Origin of the sequence: Rothia sp. HMSC072B03 (genome assembly GCF_001809565.1) — a bacterium.
Taxonomy (GTDB): domain Bacteria; phylum Actinomycetota; class Actinomycetes; order Actinomycetales; family Micrococcaceae; genus Rothia; species Rothia mucilaginosa_A.
Genome location: NZ_KV797967.1, coordinates 5,568 through 19,307, shown reverse-complemented (window position 1 = coordinate 19,307; position 13,740 = coordinate 5,568). Strand labels below are relative to the sequence as shown.

Below are 13,740 nucleotides of genomic sequence, written 5' to 3'. Positions count from 1 at the left end.
CCGGGCGGCGACCCGCCACTCCGCCCGCAGGTCGCATGCCGCGTTCCTCGCCCTCGGGGAGGACGCGTGCGCCGCGGCCTGGGAGATGGACACCGTCGAGGGGGCCCGGGAGGACTCCGCCTGCCTGCTCACGCTGCTGCACCGCCCCAGCAGGCTCCAGCTCGCGCTGCCGCTGGAGGAGAAGACCGCCGGGTGCGTCGCGGACGCCCTGGAGGGCGTCCGGGCCATCCTCGGCGCCGACGGGACGCGCCGCGTGTTCCGCGCCGTCCTCACCGACAACGGCGCCGAGTTCTCCGACGAGGCGGCGATCGCGGCGCTGCTCGGCGAGGGGCCGGGCGAGACGAGGCTGTTCTACTGCGACCCCAGGCGCAGCGACCAGAAGGGCGCCTGCGAGCGCAACCACGTCGAGATCAGGAAGCTGCTGCCCAAGGGCGCCGGAATCAGGTTCGACCGGCTCGCCCCGGCCGACCTGGCGCTGGCCATGTCGCACGTGAACTCCGAGCCCCGCGGCGCGCTCGGCTTCGCGACGCCCGCGCGCGCCTTCAGGGCGATGCTCGGGGAGGACGCGGCGGCGCTGCTGGACGCCTACGGCGTGGAGGACGTGCCGCTCGGCGATCTCGACCTGACGCCGGGGCTCATCGAGAGGGCGCGCGCAGAGAGGGGCGATGCCCCGCTGGCCTAGCCTAGGAGAAAAACGGAATAGACGGACCGACCGTCCGGCTGAGTCTGGGAAGAGGTGCCGGGCGGCGGGCGGAGCATGGCCACCGGACCCATCGAAACACATCTCCACCATTCCTTCAACTGGGAAAATGCCGCCCCCGGGGCCCGGATAGGACCTCGGGGGCGTTCGGTTAACTGCGGGAGCGTGCCGTCAGCTCAATGTGTTCGGTTGGGATCGGAAATCAACCAGTGATCTTACTGAACATATGGCGCACCTTGTCCAGGCGGCTGTTTGGACGGCGGGGCTGGATGACTGGCTTGCCGACAGCGGCCTGATACCCTTTCAGTTCTGTAAGGCATACGCTCTGCCCGTTGGTGTAAAAGGCCAGATCAGTACGGTATGCCTGTATACAGCGGGCGGGAATCTCGCCAGTAAAGACAACTTCATCCTTTTTTACCTGGACCGTTTCGATGGTGGCACAGTATTTCGGTGCATCATGATAAGCCCTGGAAAGATATTCCCGGGGCGCATAGAGGGTGAAGGAGAGATAAGGTTCCAGCAGTTGCGTCCCTGATTCCTTCAATGCCTGTTCCAATACAATCGGGGCCAATGAGCGGAAGTCCGCCGGCGTGCTGACCGGACTGTAATAAAGCCCGTATTCAAAGCAAATCTTACAGTCCGTTACGTTCCAGCCGAACAAGCCCTGCTCCAGCCCGTAACGGATACCATCCCTGACAGCGTTTTGAAAACTCTGGTTCAAGTATCCCAGCGAAACCCGGCTCTCGTATTGTACACCGGAGCCAAGCGGGAGTGGTGTAACAGACAGTCCGATGGATGCCCAAAACGGGTTGGGCGGCACCTCGATATGGATGGTGTGGCTGGCTGCTTTGAGCGGCCGCTCCATATAAATGACGGTGGGTTCCTTTACCACTGTTTCAAGCTTGTATTTTTCCGACAGCAAAGCGGAAACAACCTCCAACTGCACCCGGCCCAAAAAAGAAAGAATGATCTCATGGGTGATGGAATCCACCTCGCAGCGCAAAAGCGGGTCAGTATCCGCAAGTTGCGTAAGAGCGTCCAGCAGCCGTTCTCTTTGCGCTGCCGTTTTCGGCGCAATCGACGTCCGCAGCATGGGGAGGGGGTCCTCACGCCACCTTTTACGAGGGAGCCGGGTTGGGTCCCCTAATACATCGTTTAACCTCACGCTGTCGCTGGGAAGGATAACAATTTCACCCGGATAAGCGGTGTCTGTCCGAACAATTTCCCCTTTGGATGGAATACGCATCTCTGTGATTTTCAGCTTTTCTCTCCCAGCCAGAGCCACCGTATCCCGCAGGCGCAGCGTTCCGCTGTATAGCCGCAAATAGATGAGCCGCTGGCCACAATCTGTATACTCCACCTTGAAAACGCTGCCGCATAGGGCGTCGCTCCCCTGTTCCCCAATCGGTTGGAACAGCCCTGTCACCGCATCCATCAACGGTTGAATGCCAAGGCCCTTTTTGGCGCTGCCATGATAGACCGGGAACAGGGAGGCGTCTTGAACCCGCCGCTGTTCCTCCTGCGCAAGTTCTTCCCGGCTGATTGGTTCTCCTGCGATATACTTTTCCAATAATTCATCGTTATTTTCGATGACCGCATCCCATGCTTCTATGTCGGTATTTTCCTCCAGGACTATTTCCGGGGACAGCGACACCGTCTGCTTGATGATAATATCGGCGGAGAGCTTATCCCGAACAGACTGATACACGCCCTGCAAATCAACGCCAGCCTGGTCGATCTTATTGATAAAGATAACGGTGGGAATGTCCATTTTCCGCAGGGCATGGAACAGAATACGGGTCTGGGCCTGCACACCATCTTTAGCGGAGATCACCAAGATGGCCCCATCTAAAACAGCCAAAGAGCGGTACACCTCCGCCAAAAAATCCATGTGGCCGGGCGTATCCACAATGTTGACTTTACATCTGTGCCACTGGAAGGAAGTGACTGCCGCTTGAATGGTAATCCCACGCTGCCGCTCCAAAAGCATGGTGTCCGTCCTCGTTGTCCCTTTTTCGACGCTCCCCGGTTCTGAAATGGCTCCGCTGGCATATAGCAGGCTCTCCGTCAAGGTTGTCTTTCCAGCGTCTACATGGGCAAGAATCCCGATATTGATAATGTTCATGTCTATCCTCCATACAAGGCCCAAATGGGCGCAAAAATCCCCAGCGGCTAATACTTTTACCGCTGGGGATCATGACTTCGGACAAACAGAAGTATGACGGCTTACATGAGCCGCTGTCCGTCACGATATTTACTAAAAAGGCAAAAGTATTCTTAAATTGGGTACAAAAACTAAGCCCCTGCAAGGGGCAATCATTTTTGCGCCCATTATCAAATTTTATTTAAGAATACCTTGCCGCATATTTGGTAGACTCCTCAAATCAGGATAATAGCAGTATATCATAGTAAGTAGCGTCCCGCATAGTGGTGTAACCGTGGGTGGTCGGCCCGTTTGATATGGGTGCGGTCACCGTGTGATCCTTCGAGAAAGCTCTCTACTTCTGACTCGAAACGATTTGGAGGCACAACGATGACCGCTCCTCATATTATCGACCCTGCTGGCATGCTTGGCGAGGCGTTGTCCCAGGCATCCCCAGATTTGATGCGTTCCTTGCTCCAGCACATGATCAACGCGTTGTTATCAGCGGACGCTGATGCGGTGTGCGGGGCCCAGTGGGGTCAACAAGATCCGCAGCGTCACACCCAGCGCAACGGGTATCGCCACCGGCCCTTGGACACCAGGGTCGGCACCATTGACGTGGCGATCCCCAAGCTGCGCTCAGGCACCTACTTCCCAGAATGGTTACTGCAACGGCGCAAACGCTGTGAAACCGCGTTGATCACAGTGGTCGCTGACTGCTACCTGGCAGGAGTATCCACGCGCCGTATGGACAAGCTCGTCAAAACCCTGGGGATCACAGGACTGTCCAAGTCCCAGGTCTCACGGATGGCAACAGACCTCGACGAACACGTGGACCAGTTCCGCAACCGGCCCCTCCACGATGCCGGGCCTTTCACCTTCGTCGCCGCTGACGCGCTCACCATGAAAGTACGCGAAGGAGGACGCGTCGTCTCGTGCGCGGTTCTGGTTGCCACCGGAGTCAACAATGACGGACACCGCGAAGTGCTGGGGTGCGCGTATCTACCAGTGAGACCGCTCCAGCCTGGAAGGAGTTCTTCGCCGACCTGGTCGCCCGAGGCCTGACCGGCGTGCGCCTGGTCACCAGTGACGCCCATCTGGGCCTGGTTGAAGCCATCGCCGCCAACCTGCCCGGAGCCACTTGGCAACGATGCCGCACCCACTACGCCGCTAATCTCATGTCGGTCACCCCCAAAGCACTATGGCCCGCCGTCAAAGCGATGCTGCACTCGGTGTACGACCAACCCGACGCAGCATCGGTCAACGCTCAATACGACCGGCTCTTGGACTACGTCCACGACAAGCTCCCCGCCGTGTGTGATCACCTCGATCAAGCCAGGGCAGACGTCCTCGCGTTCGCGTCCTTCCCCACCGGGGTGTGGACCCAGATCTGGTCCAACAACCCCAACGAACGCCTCAACCGCGAAATCCGCCGCCGCACCGACACCGTGGGAATCTTCCCCAACCGCCACGCAATCATCCGCCTAGTCGGAGCCGTCCTAGCCGAACAAAACGACGAATGGGCCGAAGGCCGACGCTACCTCAGCCTCGACATCCTCACCAAATCACGACTCACACCCCAACCCACCCAACAGGAGGAACCCCCACGCCAACTCAGCGCATAACCCACCCCGAAGGACACAAAACGATTACACCACTCCACAGGACTTGACCAACCGCTACCGTACCGTTCCTGAACGGCTACCTTGCCAACATCAGCCACACCTATCCCTGGTCACAGAACGTGAAGCACCATAGCAGTTTGCCTTCGAGCGCACTCAAAGGTTTAGTGTAATTGACATGTTGGAAGAACGGTTAGAGCAAGCCCTTAGGCTCGCTATCGATCCACCCGGAGGGCTAAATACTGCGGCGTTGCGCGACCTGATCAGAGATGACGAGAACACTCAGTGGGATATCGCTACCACTGCCGAGTATTTGGGAATCAGCGCACATACGCTGCGCTATTACGAACGCGCAGAGCTGGTGAAAGTAGGACGCGACGCATCCGGCTATCGGCTTTACGATGCTGCGGCTGTACGGCGTTTGGTTTTTATTACCCGAATGCGGGTCTCTGGAATGTCGATTGCCCAACTCCAGCATTACATCTCCTTGGTTGAACAAGGTGCAGAAACAGTACAGGAGCGTCTTGATTTGATGCTGGAGCATCGCGACATCCTTCGACAACGAATAGAGGATCTTCAGTTATCGCTGGCAGCTACCGAATTCAAGATAGCAATGTATCAGAAAGGTTCCCATCCATAATGAGTGATCAGTACGATATTGATTCCGTCGATAACCAGCGACGTCGTGATCTTGGATTGCAGGTTCTCTCCCGTATCGACGGAGACGCTGGTCAGAGTGTTATCGAATCACTTTCCACGTCAAACCCTGCTTTAGGACACCACATCGCCGCATTTGCTTTCGGTGATATTTACGATAGGCCCGGTCTGGATGCACGCAGTCGCCAGCTAGTAACCATTGGCGTATTGACTGCATTAGGCGGATGCGAACCTCAACTTAAAGTTCATGTTGGAGCGGCACTCAATGTCGGGATTTCCGAAGAGGAAATTCAGGAAGCTATCCTGCACGCCTCAGTGTACTGCGGCTTTCCACGAGCACTGAACGCTACTTTCGCAGCACAGGAAGCAATAGACTCACGGCGGAACTACGACAGGTAAGTTGATAACGCCACTCCGGACACTTCCCGGCAGGGCCGGAAACCTTTGTATCCAGAGTGACGTTCTATTGGAGCGGCTGACGGGCTGGAAGGCGGAAATCCCGAGCGCGCGAGGGAATGTATTTCCGCCTGGAAGCGATTCCCGTCGTGGTTTAAGAAGAACCCCTCACCGTTCAGTGAGAGGTTCTGGAAGAGCGGCTGACGGGAATCGAACCCGCGTATCAGGCTTGGGAAGCGTGCGCTCTACCATTGAGCTACAGCCGCATCCCCTCCAGTCTAGCGTGTACCGTGCCGGTTCGTGAAATGTTTCACCCCGCCCAATGTGACGCACCACCCGGGTCGTGCCGGGCTCGAGCCTGCGGTCTGCGGGCTCTGCCAGGTATCCTTTAAACGTGCTTATTTCAGATCGCGATATTCGTCAAGAGATTGCTGATGGACGCATCGTTCTTGATCCGTACGATGAGTCGATGATTCAGCCTGCAAGTGTGGACGTGAGGATTGATCGTTTCTTCCGTCTGTTCGATAACCACAAGTACCCGCATATCGACCCCGCGCAGCCGCAGGAGGACCTGACGCGTCTGGTGGAGGTGGCTCCCGACGAGCCGTTCATCCTGCACCCGGGTGAGTTCGTGCTGGGCTCGACGTATGAGAAGGTGACCCTGCCCGATGACGTGGCCGCCCGCCTGGAGGGTAAGTCCTCGCTGGGTCGTCTGGGCCTGCTGACCCACTCGACGGCCGGTTTTATCGACCCCGGTTTTTCGGGCCACGTGACGCTGGAACTGTCGAACATGGCCACCCTGCCGATTATGCTGTGGCCGGGTTCGAAGGTGGGTCAGCTGTGCTTCTTCCGTCTGAGCAGCCCGACCGAGCACCCGTACGGTTCGGGCGCGTACGGTAACCGTTACCAGGGTCAGCGTGGCCCGACTGCTTCGCGTAGTTATTTGAACTTTCATCAGACGATGATTCCGACGGAGTCGTAGTCTATTCCCGTTTGGGGTTGGGGCGCGGGCGGCCTGCTTGGCTGGGTCGCCCGCGCCTCCTCATATGGGCGTACGCCCGGCGTCTCGTGCGTTCACTCGCGTGCGGGGCTATTCTCTCACTCATTTGAAGGATTGTTATGAATCTGCTTCCTGTTGTTCTGCGCCTGGCGGGCGCGGAGGTTTCCGTCTACCTGATTGACCAGTCTGAGGCTTTTATCGAGGGTTTTAAGCGTGCCTGGGAGCCGCTGAACCCCGAATTTTTTGAGACCCCGGACGAGGCGTATGAGGCGGTTTCGAACCACGACCAGGTGCTGCTGGTGCACCCCGTATCTGACACCCCGATTCTGGACATAGCCCAGCCCCTGATGGGCCCGTTCATGAAGGTTGGCACGCTGCGCGTGGATAGCGTGGAGCAGGGCCTGCAGGACCTGACGAGCCGCATCACCGTTGCGATGATTGAGCAGCTGGTGGGTAGCGGCGTGATGCTTCATTCGGCGGTTATCGGTGACCCCGAGTCGAAGCGCGCCCTGGCCCTGGTGGGCGTTTCGGGTAGCGGCAAGACCACGGCCTCGCGTTTCTTGGGCTCGAAGCTGGCGTACCTGACGGATGAGACTGCGATTATTTCGGATGAAGGTTTCGTGACCCCCTACCCGAAGCCGTTGTCGGTGATTGTCGACCCGAATGCACCGAAGGAACAGCAGAACCCGGTTGAGGCCGGTCTGAACGTGGTCGACCCCGAGGACCGCGGCTACAAGCTGACCCGTATCGTGCTGATTTCGCGTGACGAGCAGGCCAAGGAGCCGCGCCTGGAACGTGTGCCGCTGCACGAGGCGCTGGTGTTCCTGAGCGAGCAGAGCTCGGGCCTGGCGAAGCACCCCGAGGGCGTCGTGTCGCTGGCCAAGCTGGTAGAGCGTTGCGGTGGCGTGTGGCGCCTGGTGTACTCGGAGGTTGAGGATACTCTGCCGCTGGTTCAGGATCTGCTGAATGGCGGTGAGCTGCCGAATGCTGATGAGGTTGAGAGCCTGGAGAAGTACACGGTTGAGGATCACCTGCCGGGTGTGTTCTTGAACGGTACGATTGCGGTGTCTCGTATGCCGGGCACTTCGGGTGTGCGTGTGGGTGAGGACGGCCCGTTCCTGCTGCTGCAGGACACCGCGTTGAACGAGCTGTCGGAGTTCGCGGCGGAGTGCTGGCTGCAGGCTGAGGGCGACATTTCGTACGATGACCTGTTTGCGCGTCTGGCTGAGATCTTTGAGGGTCTGCCTGCGGAGGCGTATGACGAGAATTTGAGCGCTCTGGCGGCTGGTTCGATGCTGTGGGTCCGCGTGATTGACGATCCGCTGATTGACGACGCGACCTGGGCTCAGATAACCGGCAGCGAAGAGGTCCTGGACGAGGCGGAGGAAAACCGCGAGGTGACCTCGGAAGGCTCCACCGAGACGGCCGCCGAGGCAGACGACGACGTGGTGACCGAGTAGCTCGATGAGCGTACCCTAGCGCCGATGGCGCATAGCGAAGGGGCGGGCAGATTAACTCTGCCCGCCCCTTCGCCGTACCCCGGTGAGGGGCGCGGAATCTGACCGCGGGAATTGACCCGCAGGATTCAACGTGTGAGCACCGCGTGGGCCCCGCCGCGGCTAAGACTTCACCTTCTCGCGGCGGTTGGCCCGCACCCGCAGGGGCCCGGGAGCCTCTACCGGAAGCAGCATCAGCAGACCCGCAACCACAACCACGAGGATGCCGACAACACCCCAAATCTGGGCGCCCAGAATACTCACGAACAGGCCGAAAAGCATCGGCGCCAGGAAGCTCGTGGCGCGGCCGGTCGTCGAGTACAGTCCGAACAGCTCACCCTCGGTGCCGGGCTCGGCCAGGCGAGCCAGGAACGTGCGGGAGGCCGACTGCGCCGGACCCACGAACAGGCACAGCAGCAGGGCGCATACCCAGAACACGCCCGGTTCGGGGAAGAACATCAGCGGGGTAGCCGCCAAGATAATGCCGACCAGCGAGATAACAATAATTGCCTTCGGGCCCAGGTAGTCATCCAGGTAGCCGCCCAGGATCGCGCCAGCCGCCGCGACAGCGCTACCGGCAATACCGAACAGAATCACCTCGGAAGTGCTGAAACCGAACGTGCCCGCCGCAAGAATACCGCCGAACGTAAAAATACCGGACAGACCATCACGGAACACCGCCGAAGCAATCAGGAACCACAGGGTCTGCGGGGACGTCATCTTCAGCCGCTTAATGGTGCGCCACAGCGCCTTGTAGGAGGCGAGCAGGCTACCCTGGCGGGCGGGGGAGAGACGCTCCATGCCCAGCTCCAGGAAACGCAGCTCGCGGGTGGGCAACACCTCCGGCAGGAAGCGCTCGCGGGTGCGCATCCGAATCAGCAGCGGCACGCAGAAGACGAGGCACCAGGCCGCGGCGAACAGGGTCACCGCGCGGATGTTGAGAGCCCCCTCCTCGCTCAAGCCCAGGGACGAGGGGGACAGCACGAAGCCCCACAGCACCACGGCCAGAGCGAGGATGCCGCCAATGTAACCGGCGGCCCAGCCGGTGCCCGAAATCTTGCCGATATTATTCGGGTTCGAAACGCGCGGCAGCACCGCGTTGTAGTTCACGTACGCAAACTCGCTGAACACGCTCGCGGCAGACACCAGGAACACACCCAACCACAGGTAGCCTGGGTCGGGGGCGACGAAGAAGCAGGCCGCCATAAACGCCACGAGCAGGACCGTGTTCACGCCCAGCCAGAAGATGCCGCGGCCCGACCTGTCGTTGCGCTGGCCCGTGATCGGGGCGAGAAACGCGATGAGGAAACCCGCAACCGTCAGACCCAGCGACAGTGCCGAAGAGGTCTGCTCGGGCGTGCCGAAGTAACCGCTGGTCAGGTAGACCGTGAAGATGAAGGTCATCATAATCGAGTCGAAACTCGACGAACCGACATCCCACAGGACCCACGCGGTCACCGAACGGCGACTCGTAGCGTGGTCCACGGCGGGACGGGCAGGCTTCTGCTGGCGGGAGGAACGAATCATCATGAAGGGGCTTTCAAATGGCCGAGCGGCGTCGCATCGGCCGGTACTGCGGGAGGCTGGTACGCGTTAGAAAAGCGCGGGCGGTACGCACCGCGAGGGTACGCACCGCCCCGCATCACTGAACGAAGCATTCAGGGATGGTCTTTACTTGAAGAAACGGCGCTGCGCGCGGGCGATACCGAAGCTGACAACGGCGCCCACGACGGAGGTCAGGACGGTCCAGAGGATGACCTGACGCAGAGTATCTTCGGAGTCGTGGGAAATGGCGGGAGGCTGGTTACCGGTAGCCTTGGTCCAGGCTGCGCCCAGGCCCTTACCAACCAGGGCAGCAGCGCCCATGTTCAGGCCCGCGAGAGCAAGCTTTGCGACGGGATTCATATGTATCTCCTTTGGTGTTAATGATGCGGCTCCTCACCCCCGAACCCCCTCGGGGTAGGAAGGATAAATATGAGTGCCATTCCTAGCGTATAGGGTTTCTCCGGCCCGTGTCGCTTTCGGAGTAAACAATCCCGAAAGTGTACACCGTACAAAAACGCCGCATACACAGGAGTATGACATAAAACTACCCGAACTAGCTTCAACGCCTCCGGGTGTCTACAATCGTTTCTGGCCCCAATTGTGTTACGCACCGGCGTGCAAACCAATCCGCAGCCGTGGGGCCAACATGACAGGGGAGCGCCACCGCGGCGCTGAGAGTGCACAGCAGACCCTCGAACCTGATCCGGTTAGTACCGGTGTAGGGAGTCGAATCTTCTCGGTGCCCTCGCCCATGCAGAGGGCGAGGACATTCCCCTTCCAACGACGGAAGGAAAAACCGCATGTCACACACCACCGCGCCCAAGCGTCCGGCCCCCCGCAGCAGCCTAAGCTGGCGAGTCAACGAAATCGTTATCGCCGCAGTCATCGCCGTGGCCTGCGCTATCATCTTCTGGATCTGGGATATCGCCGTGAGCCCCGCCGCCAAGACCGCGCTCGTCGCGGCCCCCGAACTGCGCCCGCTCATCGCCGGCGCCTGGCTGCTCGGTGGTACCCTCGGCGGCCTGCTCATCCGCAAGCCCGGCGCTGCCCTCTTCTGCGAGCTCGTTGCGGCGCTCATCTCGGTGCTGTTCACCGGCGGTGCGTGGAGCGGCGAGATTCTGATCTCCGGTATTATCCAGGGTATCGGCGCTGAAATCGTCTTCGCCGCCTTCGGCTACCGTCGCTGGAACGCCGCCATCGCCGTTCTGGCCGGTGCTCTCAGCGGCCTGTTCATGGGTGGCAGCGAAATCCTGATTTACTACCCCGACATGGAGCCCGTCAAGGCCGTCACCTACGTGGTCTGCTCGGTCGTCTCCGGCGCAGTCATCGCGGGCTTCCTGGCCTGGATCCTCGTGCAGAACCTCGCCAAGACCGGCGTGCTCTCCTCGCTGGCTTCCGGCAACACCCGCCGCTAATCGCCAGCCACTAGCCACCAGCTAGTAACTCACCACTCGGCACACTACAGCAGCCGCACACTAGGCTAAGAAAGCATTATGGAAGCAACACCGCGCGGGGCGCGCATCGAGCTCAACAACTTCAGCTGGCACCACCCCGGCCGCCCAGAACCGGTCATCAACGGACTCAACCTCACCATCAACCCCGGTGAAAAAGTCCTGCTACTGGGCACCTCCGGCGCCGGCAAATCGACGCTCCTGCACGCCATCGCCGGTGTGCTCCACGATGACGACGGCCTCTCCGCAGGCGGGACCATCACCCTCAACGGTCAAGACCCCGTAGAAGCGCGCGGCACCGCGGGCATGATGCAGCAGGACCCCGAATCCTCCATCGTCATGGCCACCATCGGGAACGACACCGCCTTCGGCCCCGAAAACCTGCGCGTACCCCGCGAGGAAATCTGGGGACGCGTCACCGAGGCGCTCACCGCGGTCGGGCTCAGCCACCTGCCCCTCGACCACCCCAGCAGCGCCCTGTCCGGCGGACAGAAGCAGCGCCTCGGCCTGGCGGGCATCCTCTCGATGCACCCCGGCGCCATGATTCTCGACGAACCCACCGCCAACCTCGACCCCGCCGGCGTGCGGGAGGTGCGCGACAGCATCCTCGCCGCCGCTGGGGCCACCGGCGCGACCCTGCTCGTCGTGGAACACCGCGTGAGCATCTGGGCGCCGTACATGGACCGCATTATCGTGCTCGGCGCGGGCGGAACCATCACCCACGACGGCGCGCCCGGAACCGTGCTCGCCGAAGCCCGTCAGGACCTTATCGACGCCGGCGTGTGGGTGCCCGACTACGTGCCGCGTGCACCGCAGAACGCTATCGGCGAGACGGCGGGCGGCGATACTGCAACCGGCGAGGTGCTTCTCCGCGCCGAAAACCTCAGCATTACCCGCGCGCAACCCACCCCCAAGCAGCGACGCGCCCGCCGACGCACCATCAAACGCCTCAGCGACACCCCCGCGCCCGTACCCGTCGACCTGCCCGTGCTGCGCGGCGGCATCAACCTCACCCTGCGCGCCGGCGAACACCTCAGCGTGCTCGGCCCCAACGGCGCCGGCAAATCAACCCTCGCGCTCACCCTCGCCGGGCTACTCACCGCCCCCGACGGCACCCTCGCCGCCACCGACACGCTCCGCGACCACGGCGCCGGCCGGGACAGCGGCCAGAATAGCCAGCGCGCCCACTGGGACGTGCCCACCTGGACCCCCGCCCAAATGCTCAGCCGCATCGGCTACGTCTTCCAAGAACCCGAATACCAGTTCATCCGCGGAACCGTACGCGAAGAGCTCGAGCTCGGCCCCCGCCGACTCGCCGCGCTCAACCGCGTTCCCCTCGACGAAGACGAGCTCGCCGCTCGCACCGACGACCTGGCGGCCCGCCTGCGCCTCAGCCACCTGCTCGACGCCAACCCCTTCACCCTCTCCGGCGGCGAAAAACGACGACTCTCGGTCGCATCCGCGCTCGCCACTGCACCGAGAATACTCATTCTCGATGAGCCCACCTTCGGGCAGGACGCCCGCACCTGGGCCGAGCTCGTCGACCTCATCCGCGAACTACTCGCAGGCGGCACCGCCGTCATCTCCATCACCCACGACGAAGACTACACCGCCGCACTCGGCGGCAAATCCATCACCCTCGAAGCGCTCGAAGCCTCCGAACCCCAGACAACCAACGGAAAGGAGAACGAATGAACACCGACTTCTTCGGCACCATTGACCGAACCAGCTACTTCAGCAGCCTCAACGCCGGCGTCAAGCTCGTCGTCTCCTTCGCCCTCATCATCGCCGCGCTCATCGTGCGCGACCCGCTGACCTCCGGAATCCTCTTCGCCCTCGAACTGCTCGGATTCATCCTCGTCGGGTTCCGGCCCGTCAACGTCCTCGCCCGATTCTGGCCCATCCTCATCGCCGTCATCACCACCGGCTGGTCCGTCGCCATGCTCAGCGCCAAAACCGGCGATGTAATCCTCAACCTCGGCTTCAACACCATCACCACCGGCTCCGCAGCCGTCGGCGCAGCCATGATGATCCGTTCCCTCGCCATGGTCCTGCCCACCCTCGCGTTCGTGCTCACCACCGATCCGACCGACCTCGGCGACTCCCTCGCGCAGACCTTCAAACTGCCGGCACGATTCGTGCTCGCCACCATCGCCGCGCTGCGCCTGGTCGGCATCCTCTTCGCCGAGTGGAACGCCCTCGGCCAGGCACGACGCGCCCGCGGACTCGGCGCAGGCCAATCCCTTGCCGGACGCGCCCAAACCTTCGGCGGGCAAAGCTTCGCCCTGCTCGTGCAGGCCATCCGCCGTGGCTCCCGTCTGGCTATCACCATGGAGGCGCGCGGCTTCGGTGCAGGCGAACGCACCTGGGCACGCGTGCCCTCGTATTCGCGCCGTGACGTGCACGTGAGCATTGCCGCCGCCGTCATCATTGCGGTTGCTTACGGTGTATCTATTGCGGCGGGTACGATTCAGTTCCTCTGGGGCTAGACCGTTCCGCTTCTGGTTCCGCTTTCGTGGCTCCGCTCGGGAGACGGTATTCGCCCTCGTTCCTACAGGGAACCCGTCCTCGCTTCGCTTCGGACACCCTGATGTCACTACGGGCGATACCGTCCTCCCGCGCTGGGATACGTCGCGGGTGCCGCATATTTCCTCCGCGCCTAGCTCTGTTTGGGATATGGGTACGGAGGCGCTCGCACTCTTCCTTCGCTCCTACAGGGGCACCCGCCCT

10 protein-coding genes, 1 tRNA gene, 2 pseudogenes and 1 riboswitch are annotated in these 13,740 nt (G+C 61.3%); of the genes and pseudogenes, 9 read left to right on the top strand and 4 right to left on the bottom strand.

Translation table 11 applies throughout. The features are described from left to right. Positions 1-682: pseudogene (locus HMPREF2630_RS02160) on the top strand (DDE-type integrase/transposase/recombinase); the annotation flags it as partial. Between the two features lie 220 nt (positions 683-902). On the opposite strand, the gene tet(W) reads toward HMPREF2630_RS02160, so the two are convergent. Then, positions 903-2,825 (bottom strand): tetracycline resistance ribosomal protection protein Tet(W), encoded by a 1,923-nt coding sequence (gene tet(W), locus HMPREF2630_RS02155; RefSeq protein WP_063856422.1) that lies wholly within the window; start codon positions 2,823-2,825, stop codon positions 903-905. 408 nt (positions 2,826-3,233) lie between these two features. On the opposite strand from tet(W), the pseudogene HMPREF2630_RS02150 reads away from it, so the two are divergent. The 3 genes and pseudogenes from HMPREF2630_RS02150 (at position 3,234) to HMPREF2630_RS08875 (ending at position 5,521) form a co-directional block, all read left to right on the top strand. Continuing rightward, a pseudogene (locus HMPREF2630_RS02150) lies at positions 3,234-4,468 on the top strand (IS256 family transposase). Positions 4,469-4,643: 175 nt separating this feature from the next. After that, on the top strand, positions 4,644-5,105 hold the full coding sequence (locus tag HMPREF2630_RS02145) for a MerR family transcriptional regulator (RefSeq protein ID WP_049342889.1): 462 nt from the start codon (positions 4,644-4,646) through the stop codon (positions 5,103-5,105). Beyond that, entirely contained in the window at positions 5,105-5,521 is a 417-nt protein-coding gene (locus HMPREF2630_RS08875) for a carboxymuconolactone decarboxylase family protein (protein WP_049357953.1), read from the top strand. Before HMPREF2630_RS02145 ends, HMPREF2630_RS08875 begins: the two co-directional genes overlap by 1 nt. A gap of 192 nt (positions 5,522-5,713) precedes the next feature. Here HMPREF2630_RS08875 and HMPREF2630_RS02140 read toward each other — a convergent pair. Then, positions 5,714-5,784 (bottom strand) — tRNA-Gly (locus HMPREF2630_RS02140). 128 nt (positions 5,785-5,912) lie between these two features. Between HMPREF2630_RS02140 and dcd the strand changes: the two genes are divergently transcribed. Beyond that, positions 5,913-6,500 carry a dCTP deaminase gene (dcd, locus tag HMPREF2630_RS02135; RefSeq protein ID WP_049334044.1) on the top strand — a complete coding sequence of 196 codons (588 nt, stop codon included), beginning with the start codon at positions 5,913-5,915 and terminating at the stop codon, positions 6,498-6,500. Positions 6,501-6,637: 137 nt separating this feature from the next. Further along, on the top strand, positions 6,638-7,978 hold the full coding sequence (locus HMPREF2630_RS02130; RefSeq protein ID WP_049342890.1) for a P-loop NTPase family protein: 1,341 nt from the start codon (positions 6,638-6,640) through the stop codon (positions 7,976-7,978). A 159-nt stretch (positions 7,979-8,137) separates the two neighbouring features. Here HMPREF2630_RS02130 and HMPREF2630_RS02125 read toward each other — a convergent pair whose 3' ends face one another. Both HMPREF2630_RS02125 and HMPREF2630_RS02120 read right to left on the bottom strand, forming a co-directional pair. Next, positions 8,138-9,544, bottom strand: coding sequence for an MFS transporter (locus HMPREF2630_RS02125; RefSeq protein WP_049342891.1), 1,407 nt, complete (start codon positions 9,542-9,544; stop codon positions 8,138-8,140). A gap of 141 nt (positions 9,545-9,685) precedes the next feature. Beyond that, positions 9,686-9,919, bottom strand: coding sequence for a DUF4235 domain-containing protein (locus tag HMPREF2630_RS02120; RefSeq protein ID WP_049334047.1), 234 nt, complete (start codon positions 9,917-9,919; stop codon positions 9,686-9,688). 281 nt (positions 9,920-10,200) lie between these two features. Further along, positions 10,201-10,301, top strand: a riboswitch (TPP riboswitch). A gap of 58 nt (positions 10,302-10,359) precedes the next feature. Here HMPREF2630_RS02120 and HMPREF2630_RS02115 point away from each other — a divergent pair. The 3 genes from HMPREF2630_RS02115 (at position 10,360) to HMPREF2630_RS02105 (ending at position 13,499) form a co-directional block, all read left to right on the top strand. Further along, a complete protein-coding gene (locus HMPREF2630_RS02115) occupies positions 10,360-10,974 on the top strand; it encodes an ECF transporter S component (RefSeq protein WP_049342892.1) in 615 nt (204 codons plus the stop codon). 78 nt (positions 10,975-11,052) lie between these two features. Beyond that, positions 11,053-12,705, top strand: coding sequence for an ABC transporter ATP-binding protein (locus tag HMPREF2630_RS02110; protein WP_070483187.1), 1,653 nt, complete (start codon positions 11,053-11,055; stop codon positions 12,703-12,705). Continuing rightward, a complete protein-coding gene (locus tag HMPREF2630_RS02105; RefSeq protein WP_070483185.1) occupies positions 12,702-13,499 on the top strand; it encodes an energy-coupling factor transporter transmembrane component T family protein in 798 nt (265 codons plus the stop codon). The genes HMPREF2630_RS02110 and HMPREF2630_RS02105 overlap by 4 nt, the downstream gene beginning before the upstream one ends. Positions 13,500-13,740: the final 241 nt, after the last annotated feature.